The organism is Sphingomonas citricola (assembly GCF_019429535.1).
Lineage (GTDB): Bacteria > Pseudomonadota > Alphaproteobacteria > Sphingomonadales > Sphingomonadaceae > Sphingomonas > Sphingomonas citricola.
This window is the reverse complement of record NZ_JAHXZM010000002.1, coordinates 135,281-156,932: the sequence shown is the minus strand read 5'-3', so window position 1 is coordinate 156,932 and position 21,652 is coordinate 135,281. Positions and strand designations below refer to the sequence as shown.

At 69.4% G+C, this 21,652-nt stretch carries 18 protein-coding genes and 1 pseudogene; 6 read left to right on the top strand and 13 right to left on the bottom strand.

The window, feature by feature from the left end:
- Window positions 1-138: 138 nt before the first annotated feature.
- Window positions 139-1,182, bottom strand: coding sequence for a ferritin-like domain-containing protein (locus KZ810_RS04605; RefSeq protein WP_219767845.1), 1,044 nt, complete (start codon window positions 1,180-1,182; stop codon window positions 139-141).
- 52 nt (window positions 1,183-1,234) lie between these two features.
- Window positions 1,235-2,227, bottom strand: coding sequence for a ferritin-like domain-containing protein (locus KZ810_RS04600; protein ID WP_219767844.1), 993 nt, complete (start codon window positions 2,225-2,227; stop codon window positions 1,235-1,237).
- 218 nt (window positions 2,228-2,445) lie between these two features.
- Between KZ810_RS04600 and KZ810_RS04595 the strand changes: the two genes are divergently transcribed.
- Window positions 2,446-2,928, top strand: coding sequence for a sigma-70 family RNA polymerase sigma factor (locus tag KZ810_RS04595; RefSeq protein ID WP_373369140.1), 483 nt, complete (start codon window positions 2,446-2,448; stop codon window positions 2,926-2,928).
- Window positions 2,918-3,619: an anti-sigma factor gene (locus KZ810_RS04590; RefSeq protein ID WP_219767842.1), complete on the top strand. Its 702-nt coding sequence runs from the start codon at window positions 2,918-2,920 to the stop codon at window positions 3,617-3,619. The genes KZ810_RS04595 and KZ810_RS04590 overlap by 11 nt, the downstream gene beginning before the upstream one ends.
- Before the next feature lie 114 nt (window positions 3,620-3,733).
- On the opposite strand, the gene KZ810_RS04585 is transcribed toward KZ810_RS04590, so the two are convergent.
- Together KZ810_RS04585 and KZ810_RS04580 are read right to left on the bottom strand one after the other, a co-directional pair.
- On the bottom strand, window positions 3,734-5,563 hold the full coding sequence (locus KZ810_RS04585; RefSeq protein WP_219767841.1) for a DUF885 domain-containing protein: 1,830 nt from the start codon (window positions 5,561-5,563) through the stop codon (window positions 3,734-3,736).
- Window positions 5,564-5,705: 142 nt separating this feature from the next.
- A complete protein-coding gene (locus KZ810_RS04580) occupies window positions 5,706-6,977 on the bottom strand; it encodes a metal-dependent hydrolase family protein (protein ID WP_219768355.1) in 1,272 nt (423 codons plus the stop codon).
- A 35-nt stretch (window positions 6,978-7,012) separates the two neighbouring features.
- On the opposite strand from KZ810_RS04580, the gene KZ810_RS04575 reads away from it, so the two are divergent.
- The gene (locus tag KZ810_RS04575) at window positions 7,013-9,196 is read left to right on the top strand and encodes a penicillin acylase family protein (RefSeq protein ID WP_219767840.1); all 2,184 of its coding nucleotides are present in this window, start codon (window positions 7,013-7,015) and stop codon (window positions 9,194-9,196) included.
- A 4-nt stretch (window positions 9,197-9,200) separates the two neighbouring features.
- Here KZ810_RS04575 and KZ810_RS04570 read toward each other — a convergent pair whose 3' ends face one another.
- The 6 genes from KZ810_RS04570 to KZ810_RS04545 form a co-directional block, all read right to left on the bottom strand.
- The gene (locus KZ810_RS04570) at window positions 9,201-10,856 is read right to left on the bottom strand and encodes a M28 family peptidase (RefSeq protein ID WP_219767839.1); all 1,656 of its coding nucleotides are present in this window, start codon (window positions 10,854-10,856) and stop codon (window positions 9,201-9,203) included.
- Between the two features lie 121 nt (window positions 10,857-10,977).
- The gene (locus tag KZ810_RS04565) at window positions 10,978-11,313 is read right to left on the bottom strand and encodes a hypothetical protein (RefSeq protein WP_219767838.1); all 336 of its coding nucleotides are present in this window, start codon (window positions 11,311-11,313) and stop codon (window positions 10,978-10,980) included.
- Window positions 11,314-11,440: 127 nt separating this feature from the next.
- Window positions 11,441-12,916, bottom strand: a complete 1,476-nt coding sequence (locus KZ810_RS04560; RefSeq protein WP_219767837.1) for a deoxyribodipyrimidine photo-lyase — start codon at window positions 12,914-12,916, stop codon at window positions 11,441-11,443.
- On the bottom strand, window positions 12,910-13,404 hold the full coding sequence (locus tag KZ810_RS04555) for a DUF427 domain-containing protein (protein ID WP_219767836.1): 495 nt from the start codon (window positions 13,402-13,404) through the stop codon (window positions 12,910-12,912). Before KZ810_RS04555 ends, KZ810_RS04560 begins: the two co-directional genes overlap by 7 nt.
- Window positions 13,401-13,763 (bottom strand): thiol-disulfide oxidoreductase DCC family protein, encoded by a 363-nt coding sequence (locus KZ810_RS04550; protein WP_219767835.1) that lies wholly within the window; start codon window positions 13,761-13,763, stop codon window positions 13,401-13,403. The genes KZ810_RS04555 and KZ810_RS04550 overlap by 4 nt, the downstream gene beginning before the upstream one ends.
- Before the next feature lie 78 nt (window positions 13,764-13,841).
- Entirely contained in the window at window positions 13,842-14,090 is a 249-nt protein-coding gene (locus tag KZ810_RS04545; protein WP_258044441.1) for a glutaredoxin domain-containing protein, read from the bottom strand.
- 310 nt (window positions 14,091-14,400) lie between these two features.
- On the opposite strand from KZ810_RS04545, the pseudogene KZ810_RS17430 reads away from it, so the two are divergent.
- Together KZ810_RS17430 and KZ810_RS17425 are read left to right on the top strand one after the other, a co-directional pair.
- A pseudogene (locus tag KZ810_RS17430) lies at window positions 14,401-14,730 on the top strand (ABC transporter ATP-binding protein); the annotation flags it as partial.
- A gap of 90 nt (window positions 14,731-14,820) precedes the next feature.
- Window positions 14,821-15,405 carry a TOBE domain-containing protein gene (locus tag KZ810_RS17425; RefSeq protein WP_373369143.1) on the top strand — a complete coding sequence of 195 codons (585 nt, stop codon included), beginning with the start codon at window positions 14,821-14,823 and terminating at the stop codon, window positions 15,403-15,405.
- A gap of 6 nt (window positions 15,406-15,411) precedes the next feature.
- On the opposite strand, the gene KZ810_RS04535 is transcribed toward KZ810_RS17425, so the two are convergent.
- The 3 genes from KZ810_RS04535 to KZ810_RS04525 are packed head-to-tail and all read right to left on the bottom strand — an operon-like array spanning window position 15,412 to window position 18,427.
- On the bottom strand, window positions 15,412-16,281 hold the full coding sequence (locus KZ810_RS04535) for a carbohydrate ABC transporter permease (RefSeq protein WP_258044439.1): 870 nt from the start codon (window positions 16,279-16,281) through the stop codon (window positions 15,412-15,414).
- Entirely contained in the window at window positions 16,272-17,153 is an 882-nt protein-coding gene (locus KZ810_RS04530) for a carbohydrate ABC transporter permease (RefSeq protein WP_219767833.1), read from the bottom strand. Before KZ810_RS04530 ends, KZ810_RS04535 begins: the two co-directional genes overlap by 10 nt.
- The gene (locus tag KZ810_RS04525; RefSeq protein ID WP_219767832.1) at window positions 17,150-18,427 is read right to left on the bottom strand and encodes an extracellular solute-binding protein; all 1,278 of its coding nucleotides are present in this window, start codon (window positions 18,425-18,427) and stop codon (window positions 17,150-17,152) included. The genes KZ810_RS04530 and KZ810_RS04525 overlap by 4 nt, the downstream gene beginning before the upstream one ends.
- 135 nt (window positions 18,428-18,562) lie before the next feature.
- Here KZ810_RS04525 and KZ810_RS04520 point away from each other — a divergent pair, with 135 nt between their 5' ends.
- On the top strand, window positions 18,563-21,511 hold the full coding sequence (locus tag KZ810_RS04520) for a TonB-dependent receptor plug domain-containing protein (RefSeq protein WP_219767831.1): 2,949 nt from the start codon (window positions 18,563-18,565) through the stop codon (window positions 21,509-21,511).
- Window positions 21,512-21,652 lie beyond the last annotated feature (141 nt).

The following is a 21,652-nucleotide window of genomic DNA, read 5'->3' as shown; positions in this document are numbered from 1 at the left end:
AGATGTCTTGTTCGACGGACGATCTGGGGTGCCGCGGTACGCGATCCGAACGCGCTCAGGCCGGAATCACGTCAGTCTGCGACGTGATCAAAGGGACGGGCGCTCGAACCGAATAGCCGGTTCGAGCGCCCTGTTTGCTCAGGAAAGACCGACGCGCAGCGATGCGTTCGGGTTGTTGGTGCCGTTGGGGAAGAAGCCGCCACCGGTCCGGTTGGCACCGGTCGCATTCAGGTACACAATGTTATGCACCTGCTGGCTGTTGCGGCTGTAGGCGAGCCCGTTGGTGTTGGCGGGCACGAGGTTAGCGGTGTTGTTCGCTCCGACCAGCCCCTGATCGTCATCCGCCCCGATGCCGCGGATGTCGTCGTTCGTCGGCGTACCGTCGAGCAGATCGCGCGCGTCGGAGATCTTGGTCGTCGCGGTGATCAGCGCGGTGGTCGACATGCCCTTCGCGTAGAGTACCGTGCGGACGATCCCCGCGTGGTACGATTCGGCAGCGAGGATACCCGCGGCCGCTTCGAGATAGGTTTTGTTCGACAGCAGCGGGGCTGCACCCTTGTAGGCGGTGACGCCCACGTCCTCGAAGATGAACGCCCCGAGCAGGAAGTTCTCGGGCGACGAATACGGATTGAACGTGTCGCTCGCACCGATCACGCCGGCGGCACGCGCCGCGGCGGTAAAGGCACCGTTCGCACCGCCGTCGATGTTGATGTTGGGCATCGCCACCGCCGCCGAGCCGAGCGCGGTGCGAAGGAACGCGACGTGCGCGGCCTCGTCCGCCGCGATCTCGCGCGCATAGGCGCCGACGACGGGGTCACCCGTGAAGTCGACCTTGGCGCCGCCCGTCACCGTACCGCCCGCAGCGCCCGATCCGCTCGCCGTCTGCGCGGCGGACAAACCGGTACCGTTGACCGCGTAGAGGTAGAATTGCGCTTCGAGATATTCGAGGTTGAGCGCGAGGTTCAGGATGTCGCTGTCGCTCACCGCCGTCGGCGTGGGGGTCGGCGTCGGGGTGGGCTGCGGCGTCGGCGGGTAGTTCTGGTCTTCCTTGCACGCCGAAAGGAGCGACGCGCCGCCGAGCAGGACGGCGCCGCCGCCTGCGGCCTTCAGGAAACCGCGCCGCGCGGCACGGCGGTTTTCGGCGGCCGAGAGGATCTCGATGGCTTTGAACGGGTCGATCATGTGAAACTTTCCTTGAGAACGTCGGTGGAATTCATCAGCCGGACGACACCCATCAGGTGGTCGACTTGATGTTTCCGTTGACGCCGTTGGGGAAGAAGCCGCCCATCGTGGCGGTGCCGGCGTTCAGGTAGACGATGTTGAGCACCTGCCCGGGCGTGCGGCTGTAGGCGAGGCCGTTGCTGTTGAGCGGCGCCAGATTGGCGGTCAGCGTCGTCCCGCTACCCGAGGGCGCGATGCCCTGATCGTCGTCGGGACCGATGCCGCGCACCGCGTCGAGCGTCGGGTTGCCGTCGAGCGTGTCGCGCGCGTTCGAGATCTTCTCGGTCGCGTCGATCAACCCCTGCACGCCCTTCGAATAGAGCGTCGTGCGCACGATCGCGGCGTGATACGCCTCAACCGCCAGGATGCCAGCCGCGGCCTCCAGGAAGGTCTTGTTGCTCAGCAGCGGCGCCGCGCCCTTGTAGGCGGTAACGCCCACGTCCTCGAAGATGAACGCGCCCAGCAGGAAGTTGGTCGGCGAGGAATAGGGGTTGAACGTCTCGGTCGCGCCGACCACGCCCGCCGCGCGCGCCGCCGCGGTGAACGCACCGTTCGCGTCGCCACTGATGTTGATGTTGGGCATCGCCACCGCCGCCGAACCGAGCGCGGTGCGCAGGAACGCGACGTGCGCGCGCTCGTCCTCCGCGATCTCACGCGCGTAGGCGCCCACCAGCGGATCGCCGGAGAAATTGACCTGCGCGCCACCGGTGACGGTGCCGCCGGCCGCGCCGCTGCCGCTCGCGGTCAGGGTGCTGGCAAGGCCACTGCCGTTGACCGCGTAGAGGTAGAATTGCGCCTCGAGATATTCGAGGTTCAGCGCGAAATTGAGCACGTCGTTGTCGGTCACGGCGGTCTGCGCCAGCGCCGGATCGGCGTAGGCGAACGCGCTCCCTGCGGCGGCGACGCCGAGTGCCGCGGTAAAGAACGCGCGTCGATCCGCGCGGCGACGGGCGCGCCCGTCAAAGGTCTCGATCAACTGATCCTGCTCGGCTCGAACGTCCTGCATCGTCACTAGGCACCTCCCGCCCACGGAAAATCGTCACGCAACGGCTTCCATCACGTGGGCGCTTGGAGGTACGGGGTTAATCCGGGATAGGATGCGGGCACGGTCATAAAAAAGTGACGGTCGATCAAACTGACGCGCTGGCACGCCGAAAGGCGCTGATCACCGCACTTGCCGAAAGCGCGGGCGGTGACCGGCGGGCGTTTCGTCATGTTTATGACATGACGGCACCGAAGCTATTTGGCATCTGCCTACGTATCTGCGGTGAACGACAGGCAGCCGAGGACGTGTTGCAGGAAGTTTATCTCATCATCTGGCGGCGCGCGGGCGCGTACGAGCCGGCGCGGGGCAATCCCGTGACGTGGTTGTGCACCATCGCGCGCAACCGCGCGCTCGACTGGCGGCGCGCGCGTCCGCTCCACCTCGTGGCGAGCGACGGCGCGAGCGACGCGATCGCCACGACCCTCCCCGACGACGGCCTCCTCGCCGAGCAACTGCTCGTGATCGCGGAGGAGCACGCGCGGCTGCGGCACTGCGTCGACAGCCTCGACGACCGACCCCGCGCGGCCATTCGCGCCGCCTTTGTCGACGGATTGACCTACGCCGAGGTCGCGGAACGGTCGGCGACGCCGCTGCCGACGATGAAGAGCATGATCCGCCGCGCCCTGATCCGGCTTCGCGAGTGCCTGCGCGATGACGGATGACGATCGTCTGCTCGCCGCGGAATTGTCGATCGGGCTCCTGACCGGCGACGAACACGCGCGCGCGTCGGCGCGTGCCGCGCACGACGTCGCCTTCGCGCGCGAGGTGGAATGGTGGCACCAACAGATGGCACCGCTGCTCGACGCCGCGGAGGAGGTCGAACCGCCCGCGGCACTGCGCGACCGGATCGAACAGCGGCTGACGATCCCCCTGCCTGGCGAACCGCGTGGTCGGTCGCGCTGGCGGTGGATCGGCATCGGCGGCGCGCTCGGCGCGCTGGCGGCCTCGATCATCGCGTGGACGCATCCCGTCACGCGCACGGTCCAAGTGCCCGCCCCGCCGACGGTCGCGACATCGCCCGACCTGCTCGTCGCGTCGCTGCTCCCGACCGACAAGGCCGCGGCGCAGCCGATCGTCGCGGTGTTCGACCGCGATACGGCGACGCTGCGCCTGTCGACCAGCGTCGCCGTACCCGGCGGGCGGGCGGGTGAGCTGTGGCGCATCCCCGCGGGCGGCAAGCCCGTCTCGCTGGGCGTGCTCGCGGAAGCGGGCGACCCTCGGCTGACGGTATCGCGGTCGCAGCGGCTCGCCGCCGGGGACCAGCTCGCCGTTTCGGTCGAGCCCGCGGGCGGCTCGCCGACCGGTCAGCCGACGGGCCCGGTCATCCTCGCCGGCGCGCTGTCACACGTCTAGCGCGGCGATCGGCGCGGTTCGTAAGACGACTCGAGTTCATCGCCGCCCCCTGCCCCCCGCACGACGACGCACCGCCGATAGCCGCCCCGCCGGAACCGTTGCCGACCCCGCCGCTCAGCTACGTCGACGCATCGCGATCCAGCCGTCGACCTGTCGCTCGAGGATCGGCAGCGGCAGTGAGCCCGATCCGATCAGCAGGTCGTGGAAGCCGCGGATGTCGAATTTCGCCCCGAGTTCGCGTTCAGCGCGGCGGCGCAGCTCGACGATCTTGATCATCCCGATCTTGTAGCCCGTCGCCTGCCCCGGCAGCGTGATATAGCGGCGTACCTCGGATCGCCCTTGATCGGGAGCGGCGCGCCCGGTGTTGACGAGATAATCGATCGCCTGTTGCTCAGTCCATCCCTCGGCATGGATGCCGGTGTCGACGACCAGCCGCGCGGCGCGGAACAGCTCGGCGTCGAGCCGCATGAAATCGTCCGACGGCTCGGGATAGGCTCCCATCTCTTTGCACAACGCCTCGGCATACAGGCCCCAGCCCTCGCCGAACGCGACGTAACGTGTGCTCTGCCGGAACTTCGGCCCGCCGCTCTGGCCGACCTGGATATCGCCCTGCATCACGTGACCCGGCACGCCTTCGTGGCACATCAGGTCGCGCAGCGCCGACGGCGGGGTCGCGTCGGTGGTGCCGAGCAGGTGGACGTAGACGCGGCCCGGACGCGCGCCGTCGCGGCTTGGTCCGGCGGCGTGCGCCGCGCCGCCCGCGACCTCGCTGAACGACGGCTCGCGAACGACCTCCATCGCGTGGACCGGCAGCTTTCCGAAGTATTTGGGCAGCAAGGTGCGATTGAACGCGAGCGCGGCATTCGCGTCGCGCAGATATTTCGCCCGCAATTGGTCGTTCCACGGCACGACGGGAAAACGCTGTGCGATTTGCGCGTAGAAGGCGTGGCGGTCCTTCAGTCCGGCCGCGCGCGCGACCGCGTCCTGCTCGTTCTCGATCCGCTTCACCTCGGCCAGACCGATCTTGTGGATCTGATCCGCGGTCAGGTCGGTCGTGGTGTTGAGCTTCAGCGCCGCGGCATACCACGCAGCCCCATCGGGCAGGGTCAGCGCGCCGACGCGGCCGCTCGGCGCGGTCGGCAGGTCGGCCTCGGCCCAGCCGATCACGCGGTCGTACGCCGGCTTGATCGTCAGCAACGCGGCGCGCGTGTCGGCGAGCAGGGTCGTCGCTTCGGCAGCGGTGACCTTTCCGCCGTCCTTGAGCTTGGCGACCTTCGCCTGCGCGTCGGCCCATAAGGGCGAGGCCGGACCGCCATCGAACGGCGCGCCGGTCACGATCGCGCGGCTTCCGCTGATGATGCGCTCGATCTGGAATCGCGGCGCACGCACGCCGGCGGCGTCGGACACGCGGCTCTGCTGGATGGCTGTGTCGAGCACAGCGGGCATCGCGCGCAACCGGGCGGCATAGGCGCGCATGTCCTGCGCATCCTGCACCGTATGCGTGTTGATCATGAAGTTCGGCAGTTGCGCGTGCGCCGAATAGAGAAACGAATAAAAGGGCGGCGCCTGCAACCGGAAGCGGTAGCCGAGTTCGGCGCGGTCGAGTTCGAGCGCCCAGATGTCGTAATTGACCTGGGCGCCCGGCGACAGTTTCGCCCGGTCGAACGCTGCCTTCATCCGCGAAACGCTGCCGCGACGCCAATCCAGCCGGCGCAGTTCAGCCGCGTCGCTGATGTCGTCGAGCCGGTCCTGCCCGTCCTTCATGCCCAGCTGCGTCGCCAGTTGCGGACGATCGCGCAGCGCCGCGGCGAATTCCTGGTCGAGGAATGCGTAGAAGCGCGCGTCCTCGACGGGGACGGCCAGCGCCGCGGGCGTCTGCGCCGCGATCCCTGCGGGTGCCGCGACCACGAGAGCGGCGGCGATGAGCCAAGGCAGGTTGCGCATTCTGGTCCCCCGATGATGATCGGGGGGAGCCTAGTGGCGCGGTGATCCGCGGTGAAGCGCTAAAGCGTCCGTCGACGCGACGATCGCGCGCGGTCCCGCCCCGCACCGCAATATCCCGCGCGACGTCAGCTCGAACCACCCGTCATTCGACGTTCGGCGCGACCACCGCGCCGTTCTTCATCACCAGACGTACGGCCTTGGCCGCGGCGATGTCGGCGGTCGGATCGCCCGCGATCGCGACCAGATCGGCGAGCAACCCCGGCTTCACCGCACCCAGCCGGTCGCCCATCCGCATCCAGCGCGCGTTGCCCGAGGTCGCGGCGATCAGCACCTGCGCGGGCGTCATCCCGCCTGCCGCCATCAGCACCATTTCGCGCGCGTTGCTGCCGTGCGCGTAGACGCCGACGTCGCCGCCCATGCAGATCGGCACGCCCGCCGCGCGCGCGGCGCGGAAGCTATCGCGCGCGGTGCGAACCGCGGGCGGCGCAGGCTCCGCGCCGGTCCAGCCACGATAGCGCGCGCTCGCGTCCGCCGCGGCGAGCGTCGGGCACAGCGCGATCCCCTTCGCGGCCATGCTCGCGAAGATCGCGGGCGTCCCGCCGTAACCGTGCTCGATCGTGTCGACGCCTGCCGCGACCGCGCGACGCATCCCCTCCGCGGTCGAGGCGTGGACCGCGACCGGACGCCCGGCATCGTGCGCCGCCATGACCGCGGCCTTGATCTCGTCCACGCTCAACGTCGCGCGCGCGTCCTCGCCGCTGCGCCAGCGATAGTCGGCGTAGAGCTTCACCCAATCGGCCCCCGCCGCGATCTGCCGGCGGACCGCGGCGACCATCTGGTCCGTTCCCGACACTTCCTCCGCCCCTTGCGGGATCGCGACGCCGGGCTCGAACCCTTTCGGGCCATACGCGCCGAGCGCGACGATCGCGCGGGTCGCGACGCTCAGCCGCGGGCCCTCGACGATCCCCTGGTCGATCGCCTGCTTCAGTCCGACGTCGGCGTAGCCCGCGCCTTCGGTTCCGAGATCGCGCTCGCTGGTGAAGCCCGCGCGCAGCGTCGCGCGCGCGTTCGCCACCGCGCGCGCGGTACGCAGCGCGAGCGGCTCGTGCAGCACCTGATCGTCCCAGCTCGCCTCGTCGTACGGGTGGAGGAACAGGTGGCCGTGCCCCTCGATCATCCCCGGCATCAGCGTCGCGCCCGCCAGATCGATGACGCGCGCACCCGCTGGCACCGACAGCGACGGGCCGACCGCCGCGATCCGGTCGCCGCGCACCAGCACCTGCCACCCGGCATGGACGATGCCGTCCACCCCGTCGAACACGCCCGCGGGGCGCAGCAGCAGCGCGGGCGGATCACTCGGTGCTGCCGCCGCGCCGCCCAGCAGCAGCGTCGCCGCCATCAACAGCCACCGCATGGTCATCGCGCTCTCCCCGTCCTAGACTTCACGTCATGGATAGGCTCCTTCGCCGCGCGCGCAATCCGCTGCTTCTCGCCGTCGCGATGACGAATGTGGCAGCCGCGCCCGACCCGGATCGGGCGCGCTGGCAGGCACAAGCCGCGCGGGTGACGATCACGCGCGACGACTGGGGCATCCCGCATATCCACGGGCAGAGCGACGCCGACGCGGTGTTCGGCATGTCCTACGCGCAGGCCGAGGACGATTTCGCGCGCGTCGAGGCGAATTACCTGACCGCGCTCGGCCGTACCGCCGAGGCCGAGGGCGAGACGGCGGTCTGGGCCGACCTGCGCCAGCGCCTGTTTGTCGACGAGGCCGAGCTGCGCGCGCAATATGCCGCCAGCCCCGCGTGGCTGCGCGCGCTCATGCAGGCGTGGGCGGATGGGCTGAACTATTATCTCGCGACGCACACCGCGACGAAACCGAAGGTGCTGACGCGGTTCGAGCCGTGGATGGCGCTCAGCTTCACCGAAGGCAGCATCGGCGGTGACATCGAGCGGATCTCACTGTCCGAGCTGCAGACCTTCTACGGCCAGCCGACCCCGCCCACGCCCGAGGAGCGCGGCACGATCCCGCGCGAACCGTCGGGATCGAACGGCATCGCGATTGCGCCCAAACTGACCCGCGACGGCCACGCGCTACTCCTGATTAACCCGCACACCAGCTTCTATTTCCGCTCGGAGGCGCAGATTACGAGCGACGCGGGGCTCAATGCCTACGGTGCCAGCACCTGGGGGCAGTTCTTCGTCTATCAGGGGTTCAACGCGCACGCCGGGTGGATGCATACCTCGTCGACCGTCGACAATGTCGATCAGTTCGCCGAACGCGTGACGCGGCGCCCGGGTGGCTGGACGTATAGCTACGGAGCGGAGACGCGCCCGCTCACGCCGCGCGTCGTCACGATCCGCGTCCGCCGCGCCGACGGCAGCATCGGGGAACGTCGCTTCACGACGTGGCGCACGCACCACGGCCCGGTCGTCGCGGCGAAGGACGGGCGCTGGATCGCGACCGCGCTGATGTGGCGACCGATCCCGGCGCTCGAGCAGAGCTGGCTGCGTACCAAGGCGACGAACCTCGCCGATTATCTGACGGTCGCCGAGCGCAAGGCGAATTCGTCGAACGACACGTTGTTTGCAGACGACCGCGGCGAAATCGCATTTCTGATGCCGCAGTTCATGCCGGTGCGCGACGACCGGTTCGACTATACCCGCCCGGTCGACGGCAGCGATCCCGCGACCGACTGGCGCGGGCTGCATTCGCTGCCGAGCCTGCCGAGCGTCGCCAACCCGCGCGTCGGCTGGGTCCACAACACCAACGACTGGCCGTGGAGCGCGGCGGGCCCCGACAGCCCGAGGGCGAAGGATTACCCGCACTACATGGATCAGGTCGGCGGCAATGCGCGGGGGGAGCACGCCGACCTGCTGCTGACCGGCAAGCGTGGCTGGACGTCCGGCCGGCTTCGCGACGCCGCTTATGATCCGTACCTCCCCGCCTTCGCGCGGCTGCTGCCGGGGCTCGTCGCAGCATGGCGTGCGCTGCCCCCGCGCGATCCGCAACGCGCACGGCTGGCGGCACCGGTCGCGACGCTGGCGCGCTGGGATCACCGCTGGGCGTACGATTCGGTCGCGACCAGTCTCGCGGTCTTCTGGGGCGACCAGCTCTGGCGCGAGGTCGGCAGCGTCGCGCAGGCCGAGCGCGTCAACGTGCCCGATTACATCGCCACGCGCGTGGACGCAGCGTCCAGGCTCGCCGCGCTCGATGCGGCGGTCGCGCGGCTGACGCGCGATTTCGGTGACTGGCGGACGCCGTGGCGCGCGATCAACCGGTTCCAGCGGCTCGACGACGCGATCCAGCCGCATTTCAACGACGCGCGCGCGTCGATCCCGGTGCCCTTCACCTCGGCGCAATGGGGCAGTCTTGCCTCGTTCGGCGCGAAGACGTGGCCGGGCACGAAGCGCTACTACGGCACCAGCGGCAACAGCTTCGTCGCGGTGGTCGAGTTCGGTCCGCGCGTGAAGGCGAGCGCGGTGATGGCGGGCGGGCAGAGCGGCAATCCCGCCTCGCCACATTTCGCCGATCAGATCGACCGCTACGCGAGGGGGCAATTGCGCCCGATCTATTTCTACCCCGACGAACTGGCGGGGCACGTCGAGCGACGCTACCGGCCGGGCCAGTAGCGCGTCAGCGCCGCTCCGCGTCGCTCTTGGCGCGCTCGGCGAGGAACGGCTCGGATGCGTTCCACGTCGGCCACGCCGCCCCGCCCGCGATCTCGCGGCCGAGCGCGTAAGCGACGCTGCCTTCCTGCGCCGCGCCCGTCATGTCCCACCCAGGTTTGAATTCGTCGCAGGTCTGGTGATAGCATTCGGCATTGTAGCGCGACCGCTCGCGCTCGCCCGCCGCCATGCCGCCGGTGACCAGATCGTGCCCGGCGCGGAAATAGACGCCGGGGACGCCCTTTTGCGCCAGCGCATAATGGTCGGAGCGGTAATACCAGCCCGCCTCGGTATTCTCCTCGGGCACGATCCGCAGCCCCTGCGTTGCCGCCACCCGTTGCAGGTCCGCCTCCAGCGGCGTTCGCCCGACACCGATCAGCTCGAGGTCGCGCGTCCGCCCGAGCACGACGTGCGGGTCGAGGTTGAACTGCGCCGCGGTGGTCGCGAGCGGCAATGCCGGATGGTCCGCGTACCAGCTCGCGCCGAGCAGCCCCTTCTCCTCCGCGGTCCACAGCGCGAAGACGACCGACCGGCGCAACCGCGGCGCCTTCGCGAACGTGCGCGCGATCTCCAGCAGCGTTGCGGTGCCGCTACCGTTGTCGACCGCGCCGTTGCGGATGCGATCGGCGGGCGGGTCGAACGCATTCTCGCCGTACGCGTCCCAGTGCGCGCCGTAGAGGATGCTCCCCGCCTTCGCGTCGGTCCCCGGCAGCACGCCGACTATATTGTGGCTGACCGCGCGGTCGAGGCTGGTGCGGACCTCGCCCGAGAAACTCACGCCCTTCAGCTCGACCGCGCGAAAGGTGGCCGCCTGCGCGGCGCGTTTCGCGGCGGCGTAATCCAGACCGCCCTGCCTCAGCATCGCGACGCCGATGTCGTTCCGCAACGTGCCGCGGATGCCGAAGGCGGGCGGCACGGTTCCGGTGTCGAGCGCGTAGCCCGGCACCGCGTCGCTGTTGGCGAGCTGGAGCCACGGATAGCTCGACGGAAAGGTATCGTGGATCTGGAAAAAGGCGGCGGCGCCGCGCTTCTGCGCCTCGGCCAGCTTGGTGCGCGCGGCCGGGCTCGACGCGCGGCCGCCGAACCCCAGGTCGCGCCCCGCCTCGACATCGGGATCGCCCGCGAGCGCGACGACGACCTTCCCGCGCACGTCGACGCCCTGATACGGATCGTAACCGAGCCTGGGTTCGACCACGCCGTACCCGACGAACACGACGGGCGCGCGGTCCAGTGCGGTCGCGCCGACGATCCGCGACGATGCCGCGATCTCGACACCGGGGCGAAGCGCGCGCGTCGCACCGTTCAACGACAGCTGGAACCGCGCCGCGTCGCGCGTCCAGCGCAGCAGCGGCACCGTCTGGCGGAAACCCTTATCGCCCGCCGGTTTCAGCCCGAGTGCGGCGAAACGCTGTTCGAGGAACGACAGCGTGATCGGCTCGCCCGCCTGCGTCGGCCCGCGGCCGTGGAAATCATCGGCGCTGAGCGTCTTCACGTCGGCCTTGATCCGCGCGGGCGACAGGATCGGCGGTCGCGGCTCGGCGGCGTCGGCGAGCGTGGTGGTGGCGAGCGTGGTGGTGGCGAGCGTGGTGGTGGCGAGGAGAACGAGCGGGAGCCAGCGGATCATGGCCGCATCGTGACCGCGACCTCGGCAACGCGCAAGCGAGGCTGACGTCAAACGCAGGAGAAAATGCGCTTTTTTCTCATCACCCTCGCGCGGGCGAAAAAGGAGCGGCCGCGGCGGATGCTCAGCGCTGCTTCTTCGTGATCGTGGCCGTGAAATCGGGGTCCTTCTTCGCCACCCAGTCGACGAACTTGCGGACGTTCGGATTGTCGAGCAGTCCGGTCACGTCCATTCCGTGCCGCTGCAGTTCCGAATTGGTGAAGTTGGCGGTCAGCGTCTGCTGGCAGATCGGGTGCATCGGCACGACGTCGCGCCCGCCGCGGCTCTTGGGCACCGGATGGTGCCACACGATCGTCGCGCCGGTCGGACGGCTGCACAGCCAGCACGGCACCGCGGTGGCCGGTGCCTCGTCTTCGCGCGGCAGGTGGTCGTAGGGATCGTGTTTCGAACGTCTGGCCATTGCTCAATCCGGTGGCGTCGGCGGAGAGAGCCGGCGCACGCTGCGGTGGCCGCGTATAGCGGCGGATGCGGACCCGAGGGAAGCGCCGCCGGCGTGCCGCCTCCGCTCGCTCACCTTTGGCACCGCTTCAGGCCGCGGGTTCGCCGGTCAGATACGGGTCGACCGGCACGGCCGCCGGGACCGATACCCGCGGCACCGCGCGCGCCGCCGCTGCCGCGAGCCATCGGTCGCCGCCGCTCCTGCTGCGGGTCGATCCGTCGCCGCGCGTCGCGACGCGGCCGTAGATCGGCCGCTCATGCTCCGACGGCGTGCCCGCGAACATCGCGGCGATATTGCCGTAGGTCGAGGGATCGCGGCCATCGAGGCTCAACCGGTCGTTGAGGTAACAGGCCGTCGCCCAGGCCGCCTCCGGGCTCGGCGTCATCGCGATGATGCGCTTGGCCCAGTACATCCGCAGATTGTTGTGCATCCAGCCGTCGAGCAGGAACTGCTTCTGGCACGCGTTCCAGCTTTCGTCGCGGGTTTCGCCGTGGAGCAGCGCGTCGAGCGTCTCGATCGCGGGGCGGGGATCGCGCGCGTGCGCCGCGAGCGTGTCGACGGCCCAGCCCGCGACGCGGTCGTAGCGTTCGGGCGCGGCCAGCGCGCACGCCTGATAATGGAACCATTCGCGCCAGCCGAGTAGTTCGTCGGCGAACTTCGTCTTGTGCTTCGCCCCCGCCGCCGATGCCTCGACCGCCGCCATGACCTCCCGCGGGCCCAACACACCGAAGTGGAGGTACGGCGACAGGCCGCTCGCGCCGTCCGGCCGCGTCGCGTCGTTCCGCGTCGCGGCATAGCCGGGCAACACCTCCGCCACCGCGCGGCGCAACTGCCGCTCGGCCGCCGCGCGCCCGGCCTGGAACACCGGGTTGACCGGCAGCGTGTGATCGATCGCCAGATCGGCGACGAGCGCGTCGGTGTCGATCTCTTTGAGCCGGTCGGGCGTGAACGGCAGCGGGCCGACATAGGCCGGCTGCGTCGGCTCGGCCCCGTCGGTCGCCAGCCATTCGGCGCGTCGCGGTTCGTGCTGGCGCAGGAAGCCCGATCGCCCGCGGATGCCGTCGCCCAGCACGGCGGGCGGCACGAGGCAGGCGGCATTGACCGCGTAGACCGGCACGGCCGCGCGCCGGGTGACGCGGTCGGCTTGCCAGCGCGCGACGAAGGTCGGCTGATCCTCGAGCACGATCGCGGCCGCGTTGGCGCCCAGCCGGTGGACAAGCCCCTTCTCCCGCCGCTCCGCACGATCGAGATGGTGGGCGAAGGCGAGGCCGCGCTCGCGGCATCCCTGCGCCAGATCGCGGCTCGCGCCGAGGATGAAATGGTGCAGCCGATCCGAGGCGTAGGGATAATCTTCGCGCAGGCCGTGGTAGACGAGCACCGGCAACCCCAGCGCGTTGCCGAGCACGATGCTCGCGTCGATCACCGGATTGTCGCGCGCGCGCAGTGCCTGCTGCAACCAGCACAGGACGAAGCGCCCCGCCTCGTCGGGCCGCCCGTCCCTCAGCACGCGGACGCGCGGCGCCTCGCGCCAATCGCGCAATCCTGCCGGCAGTGCGTCTACCATCCCATGCTGCCGGGCACGCCCTTGAACGGGCCAGCCAGATCGGACGTGATCCACCCGCCGTAGAAGCCGCCGGGCTGCGGGGTCACCTGCTCGCCGTCGACGCTGCAATGGTCGAGCGGCGCGACATAGAAGGCGACATGGTCGCGCAGGATCGCGAAGTCCCGCGTCGGATCGGGGTAGCTCCACGCCACGTCGCGCAGCACCGCGTCGCCGACGTGGAGGTGCCAATAGACGGCCTCCCCCTTCCACTCGCAGAACGAGCGGCGCGACGACGGGCGCAGCAATCCCGGGGTCAGCGCCGCGGGCGGCAGGTACCACGTCGGCGGATGGCTGGTCTCCAGCGTGCGGATCGCGGCGCTCGTATCCGCCACCACCACGCCGCGATGCTCGATGCGGACGTGCCGGCCGCTCGGCTCGGCGATCGCGGGGCGGGGATAGTCCCACACGCTTTCCTGGCCGGGTGCCACGGGGGCGGGCCGCGGCCTCATGCCCGTGCGACCTTCCGCGTCAGCCAGCGCTGCAGTCGCGGGCGCACCCGCAGGAAGCCGCGGTACGAACGCTCCAGCAACCACAGGATGACGTGGTTTCTAGCCAACTCGCCGAGCGGACGGAGCAGCGGGATCGCGCGCCACATCGCGGCGAAGGCCGCGGCGCCCGACAAGAGCGGCCCGCCCTCCTCGCGCGCGTGAAAGCGTGCGAGCATCGCCGCGCGATCGAGCGGGCAGTGGCCGGCGCCCGCGACATCGACGAAATCGATCGCCCCGCGTGTGTCGAGCCGACGCATCAGCGCGATCTCGCGCTGGCACAAGGGGCAGCTTCCGTCATGCCAGACGGTGACGCGCTTCACCGCGCGATGCCCCGTGCAAGACGGCGATCACGGCGACCGGCCATGCTCGCCACGTCGCATCCGTCCCGCACCACGCGCTCACCCCTTCGCCAGATAGCGTTCGAGGTCGTCGCTGCCCCCGATCCGCTCGCCGTCGATGAACACCTGCGGCGTGGTGGCGACGCCGTGCTCCGCCTTGAACGCCTCCACCTCGTCGCGTGAGCGGAGGATGCGATCGTCGACCGCGAACCCTGCGTCGTCGAGCATCTCCTTGGCGCGAACGCCGAACGGGCAGACATGATCGGGCAGCACCATGCGGTACAGCGTTGCAGCCAAGCGATCGGCCATTGGGAATCTCCGTCGAACATCGGCGTCCGTGCGGTTGAAGCGAGCGAGACGGCACGTCGTTCCCGGCCGGCACGCACCCGCCACCACCGCCCGTCGACCCGCGTGTCGCGAAACCGCGCGGGCCGCATCCGGCGTTCGAGACAAGGCGCGCTTCTTATCCTAGGACAGTCACCAGACGATCGGCAGTCGCTGCTGCCCGCGCCGGAGAGGATACGGATTGAGCGCTGTCGAGATTTCGGGCCTGACCAAGCGGTTCGGCGACGCGGTCGTCCTTCACCCGACCGATCTGCACATCGAGGACGGCGAATTCCTCGTCCTCGTCGGGCCGTCGGGATGCGGCAAGTCGACGCTGCTGCGGATGATCGCGGGGCTGGAGGAGCCGAGCGCGGGATCGATCTCGATCGCGGGGCGCGACGTCACGGACGCGGCACCCTCCGACCGCGGCGTCGCGATGGTATTCCAGTCCTACGCGCTCTACCCCCACCTCTCGGTCGCGCAGAACATCGCCTTCCCGCTGAAGGTCGCGGGCGTTCCCAAGCGCGAGATCGCCGAGCGCGTGGCGTCGGTCGCCGCGATGCTCGACCTCGACGCCTTGCTCGACCGGCGCCCGCGCGCCTTGTCGGGGGGGCAGCGCCAGCGCGTGTCGATCGCGCGCGCGGTCGTGCGCAATCCGCGCGTGCTGCTGCTCGACGAACCCTTGTCGAACCTCGACACGGCGCTGCGCGCACGGATGCGGCACGAATTCGCGCGGCTCCATCAGCAGCTCGGCAGCACGATGATCTACGTGACGCACGACCAGCTCGAGGCGATGACGCTCGCGAACCGGATCGCGGTGATGAGCGAGGGGCGGATCGAGCAGGTCGGCGCACCGCTCGACGTCTATCGCCGCCCCGCGACGCTAGCTGTCGCGACCGCGATCGGATCGCCGGGGATGAACTTCGTCGCGGTGACGATCGACGCATGCGACGACGCGGGGACGTCGGTGCGGCTGCCCGACGGCGCGGTGGTCAGAACCGCGGCCGCCGTGCCCCGATCGGCGCTCGGCGCGCCCGCCACGCTCGGCGTCCGCCCCGAGCATCTGTTCGCCGCCGACGACGGCCCCTTCGCCGGCACGGTGGAACTGTTCGAGCGGCTCGGCCCGCTGTCCTTCGCGCATCTGGGTGCGGGGGGTGCAGCGGATACGCTCGTCGCGCAATTGCCCGGCGAGCGCGCGGTGACGCTGGGTAAGAGGCTGCGCTTCGCGGTCGATCCCGCCAACACCCACCTGTTCGCGCCCAACGGCCGCGCCTACCCACCGAACGCGTGCACCCCCTGAAACCCTCTAACCCTTGACGCTGCCGCCCAGCAGCCCGGTCAGGTAATAACGCTGGAGTGCGAGGAATAGCAGCAGCACCGGCATCGTCGTCACCACCGCAGCGGCCATCATCAACTCGCCGTCGGCGGCATGCTCGCGTGAGATCGCGGCGACCGCGACCGGCAGCGTGTAGAGATGCTGGTCGACCAGCACGATCAGCGGCCACAGGAAATCGTTCCAGCTCCCCAGGAACATGAACACCGCCAGCGTCACGACGACGGGGGTGAGGAGCGGCAGCACGATCTGCGCAAAGATGCGCAGCTCGCTCGCGCCGTCGATCCGTGCGGCGTCGATCATCTCGTCGGGGATGGCAAGCGTCGCCTGCCGCACGAACAGCACCGCGAAGATGCCCGCGAGGCTAGGCAGGATCACCCCGGCGTAGCTGTTGACCAGCCGTAGCTCCTTGAAGATCAGGAACAATGGCAGCATCGCGACCTGCCCCGGCACCACCAGTGCGGCGACCAGCATTTGCAGCAACCGCGCGCGGCCGCGGAAGCGCAGCTTGGCGAACGCATATCCCGCCGGCACCGTCAGCACGAGCCCGAGCAGGGTCGAGATCGCGGCGACCAGCAGGCTGTTCAGCAGCGCGGGGAAGATGCGGTAATCGAACCACGCGCCGTCGAACTGCCGGCGGACGAGCAGCTCGTAATAATTCTCGATGCTCCAGCGCGACGGCCATAGCGGGGTCGGCAGCGTCGTCGATTCACCGCGCGGCATGAACGACACGATCACCATGTAAGCGAGCGGCAGCACCGTCAGCGCAGTCAGCAGCGCGACCGCTGCGGTCGCGAGGAAGGGCCGCAGCCGCGTCACCGCCATTCGCCGAGTCACAGCCATTCGCGCCGCCGCCCCAGCCGGGTCTGCACGACGGTGACCGCCAGCGTCATCACGAACAACACGAACGCGACTGCGCTCGCCTGCCCCAGGTTCCACCATTTGAAGCCTTCGTCGAACATGAAATAGAGCAGCGTGGTCGTGCTCTGCGCGGGTCCGCCCATCGTCATCACGTACGGCTCGGCGAAGATCTGCAGGAACCCCGCGACGCTCATCACGGTCGCGAGCAGCAGCGTCGGACCGATCGCGGGCAGCGTCACGTGGCGGAACCGCGCCCAGCGCGACGCGCCGTCGAGCCGCGCCGCCTCCATCAGGTCCTGCGGCACCGCGGCCAGCGCGGCGGTGAAGACGATCATGTTGTAGCCGAACACCTTCCACGTGACGAAGATCAGGATCGCGGGGATCGAGAGGTGCGGGTTGCCGAGCCAGTCGACCGGCGCGACGCCGATCGCCCCCAGCGCGCGGTTGATCAACCCGAACCGCTGGTTGAACAGGAACCGCCACACCACCGCGGTCGCGACGATGCTGGTGACGTAGGGCGCGAACAGCAACACGCGCCACAACGGCTTCCACCGGACCGTCGCGTCGTTGAGCAGCAGCGCCACGAACAAAGACGTGCCGATCGCCATCGGCACGCCCAGCGCCGCGAAGATCAGCGTGTTGGCGAGCGCGCGCCAGAACAGGGGGGTCGAGAGCAGGTCGGTGAAATTGCCCAGCCCCACGAAACGCAGGTTCGACCAGTCGGCGAGCGCGTAGATCGAATAATCGGTGACCGACAGGCACAATGCCAGCGCGGTCGGCAGCACGAACACCAGCGCGATGATCGCGAGCACGGGGGCGGCGAACAGCCAGCCGGCGCGTTCCTGCCGCGTCACGCGATCACGCCCCGGTTCAACAGCGCGCGCCGCTTGGCAAGCAGGCGATCGACCCGCTCGTCGAGCGCGGTGAGCGCCGCGTCGAGCGTCTGGACGCCGCGGATCACGCGCTCGGCCGCCGACTGGATCTCGATCTGGATACGCTCCCACTCGATGACGTTGGGGGTCACCGACAGCGCGCGCGTTTGCTTGGCGAAAGGGCGCAACACCGGCAGCGCGAGCTGCGGCGCGCCCCACGCGTCGGTGCGCGCGGGCAAATTGCCGATCAGCCGCTGATAGTCGAGCTCGCTTTCGACCGAGGTCAGATGGCGCACCAGCGCCCACGCCTCGCGCGGGCGCCTGGTCTGCGTCGACACGCACAGGCTCGCGCTCAACCCCGACACCGCGCCGTAACCGTTGGGGCCCGGCAGCCGCGCGGTGCTCCATTTGTCGGCCGGGATCAGATCAGCGCGGCGCGCGAAATCCTTCAGCGTCGGCGGGCTGCTCGGCCAGACCGAGCAGTAACCGGTCGCGAACGCGGCGACGGGGTCCTGCATCTCGGTCGACAGCACCATCGGCGCGTAACCGTCGGTGTAAAGCGAGACGTAATAAGCGAACGCTTCCCGTGCCTCGGGCGTTTGGAAATCGCCGCGCGTGTCGTGATCGCGCAACATCGCCGCGCCCGCCTGCGACAACATCGTGACGAGCGCAGTCGGCCAGTTGAGCAGCATCAAAAAGACGTAATCGTCGGGCCGCCGCCGCTTGATCGCGCGCGCCATCGTTCGCCACCCCGCCCAATCCTGGGGCGGCGCGTCGTAGCCTGCCTCCGCCAGAATGTCGCGACGGTAGAATTGCACCTGCGGCGCGACCGACCAGGGCACCGCGTAATCATGTCCGCCCACCCGCGTCGAGGCGCGCAGCGCGGGGAACACGTCCGCGACCAGCGGTGCTGCCGTCACCGGCGCGAGCGCGCCGATCGTCGCGAACTCCTTCACCCAGGTGTTGAACAGCATCAGCACGTCGGGCATCGCGCCGCCGGCGAAGGCGGTCAGCAGCTTCTCGTGGCTCGCGGTCGTCGGCAGCGACTGCACGTCGACGTCGATCCCGGTCCGCGCGGTGAAGCGCGGCATCAGGAACGGCGAATAATCGCCTTCCCAGCTCATCGCCCACATGCTGAGCGGTGCGGTGCCCGCATCATCGCTGCGCCCGGCGCATCCCGCGAGGCCTAGCGCGGGGATCAGCCCAAGCGCGGCACGCCGCGTCCATCCGGTCCCTTCCCCCATCACCGCGACCATGGCGCATTGCCCCGGCGCGCACCACCCGGTGGCACAATTTAATCTATGTTCTCCACAGCGGGACCGGCGTAAGATCACTGCAACATGCCGGCGGGGGACAAGCCGGCGCGCCCACGGGGCAACAGGGAGATTATCATGTCGCGTTTCCACCGCTGCCGCTGGCTTTCCGGCGCAGCGCTTTTCGTGTCGCCGCTCGCCTACGCGCAAGCCGTTCCACCGAGCGCCGCGCCCGTCGCCGCGCAATCGACCGCCGATCCGGCGCCCCCCGCCGATCCAGCGACCGATCCCGCCGCATCAACGGACGGCGATATCGTCGTCACCGGTTCGCGCATCCGCCGCCCCGATTACGAGGCGCCGACCCCGATCGTGTCGTTCGGTGCCGCCGCGCTCGAACAGTCGGGCAACACCAATGTCACCGCGTTCCTGCAACGCGTGCCCGCGCTCACCAACTCGCTCGACAACACCCGCACCGCGGGCAGCAACCAGTCGGACGGCAGCTTCGGCCAGGTCGGGCTCAACCTGCTCGACCTGCGCGGGCTCGGGCCGACGCGCACGCTGGTGCTCGTCAACGGCCGTCGTCACGTCGCGGGCCAGCCCGACACCGCCGCGGTCGACATCAACGCGATCCCCGTCGACCTGATCGAGCGCGTCGACGTGCTGACGGGCGCGGCATCCGCGGTCTACGGCGCCGACGGCGTCTCGGGCGTGGTCAATTTCGTGATGAAGCGCGACTTCGACGGCGTCGCCGCCCGCTCGCAATTCGGCATCTCGGAGCGCGGTGACGCTGCCAACCGCTTCGCCTCGCTGGTGGCGGGGCGCAACTTCGCCGACGGCCGCGGCAACGTGACGCTCGCCTACGAATATAACGCCGACCAGCCGCTCGCCAACGACGACCGCGATTACCTCGCGCAGGGCAAGCGGCAGTATTTCGTCAACGTCGACGGCTACGATCCGATCCGCGCGGGCAGCTACCAGAAGGGGCCGGTCGGCGACCTGCGCTACCCGTACAGCTCGAACCAGGGCATCGTGTACATCGGCGACCAGACGTTCCGCGGCGACGGCGCGATCTACACGCCGGGGCGCTTCCTCGCCAACGACGGCTACACGATCGGCGGCGATGACACGCCGGTCGCGGGCTATATCGGCGACATCTATCCGCGCACGCGCCGCCACGCGGTCAACGCGCTCGCGCATTACGATGCGTCGGATGCGTTCAAGATCAGCCTGGAGGGCAAGTTCGTTCAGTCGACCGTCACCAGCTTCAGCGGTTACGGCGGCAATTACCCCGCGACGATCGCGCTCGACAATCCGTACATCCCCGCGAGCATCCTGAATGCCGCGCTCGCCGCCGGGCTGACCTCAATCGACGTCAACCGCAACAATTTCGACATTCCGCGCCGCGGCGAGACCGATCGCCGCCGCACCTATCGCGGCGTGATCGACGTCGCGGGGCGGATCAGCGACCATGCCAGCTACGACGTCTATTACACCTACGGCCAGACCGAGGTCCGCGCGAACAAGCTGAACGACCGTCTCAACACCCGCTTCCTCGAGGCGCTCGACGCGGTGCGTGGGCCGAACGGCACGATCGTATGCCGCTCGGCGAGCGCGCGCGCGGCGGGATGTTTGCCGGTCAACACCTTCGGCGGCGACACCGTCGACCCGGCCTCGTTCGATTATTACCTGAGCAATCCGCAGAGCAACGCGCGGATCACGCAGAACGTCGTCAACGCCTCGCTGACCGGCGACTTCGGCCAGTTCCTCGAGCTGCCCGGCGGTCCAGTCGCCTTCGCGGCGGGCGGCGAATACCGCCGCGAGACGAGCCGCTTCTCGCCTGCGCAGGCGCTCGTCGACAATCAATTCTACCAATATGACGAATACATCATCCCGACGCCCTCGTCGGGCAAGTTCGACGTGTGGGAAGCGTTCGGCGAGCTGAACGCGCCGCTGGTCAAGGACCGGCCGTTCTTTCACCTGCTGTCGGTCGGCGCGGCGGGGCGCTATTCCGATTATTCGACGGTCGGCTCGACCCGCGCGTACCAGTTCAACGGCATCTGGGCGCCGATCGCGGCGATCAGCTTCCGCGGCTCCTACGGCCGCTCGGTGCGCGCGCCCAACATCGGCGAGCTGTTCCGCCCGAGCACGGGGTCGAGCGCGTTCTTCTCCGACCCGTGCTACCTCGGCAACCGCAACGCGGGCAGCGCGTCGCGCGCCGCCAATTGCGTCGCTCTGATCAACGGACTCGGCGGCAACCCCGCGACCTTCACCGCGCAGAACAATCCCGACGCCAACATCTTCATCCCCGGCTCGGTGTCGGGCAACCCCGATCTGGCAGCGGAGGTCGCACGTACCTGGACCGCGGGCGTCGTGCTGCGTCCCGATTTCGTGCCGGGGCTGTCAATCGCGGTCGACTGGTACAACATCAACCTGCGCGGCGCGATCAACAATCCCGACGGCGGCGCTGCCAACAGCATCGCCGAACTGTGCGTCGACCAGCCGACGCTCGACAATCCGTTCTGCGCGCAGATCACGCGGCGGCAGGGCAGCGGCTACATCAACGGCTATACGATCCGCCCGGCGAACGTGTCGGCGTTCCGCACCGCGGGGGCCGAGCTGAACGTCGCCTACCGCTTCACCACCGCGCGCGCGGGCACGTTCGACCTCCGCCTGGTCGGCGGCTACCTCGACAAGCTCGAACAGGTCGCGACACCCGGCGCGCAGGTCGAGAACAACGTCGACCAGATCTTCCGCCCGCGCTGGAATGCGACCTTCTCGCCGACGTGGATCAACGGTCCGCTGACGCTCAGCTACAATCTGCGCTGGCAGGACGGCGTGCGCCGCTTCACGCGGTTCGAAACCGACAACAACCCCAGCTACGTCGACCCCCGCTACTTCCGCTACAAGGAATTGTGGCAGCACGACCTGCAGGCGCAGCTGGAGGTTGACGACGGTTTCTCCTTCTACGCCGGCGTTAATAATCTCGCCGATCAGAAACCCGACATCGGGTTCCAGACCAACGTCCCGATCTCGCCAGTCGGCCGCTATTTCTACGCCGGCGCGAAGGTGCGGCTGGACAAACGGTAAGGATCGACGCCCCCGGAAAACTCCCGCGCGGCGCGTTGGCGTTGCGCGGGAGTTTCCGGTCGGCACCTCGACTGCCACGGGGACGGGGACGGGGCCGGGCTGGCCCGTCGCGGGGCCCATGTGAGAAGGCGGCGCGCACTC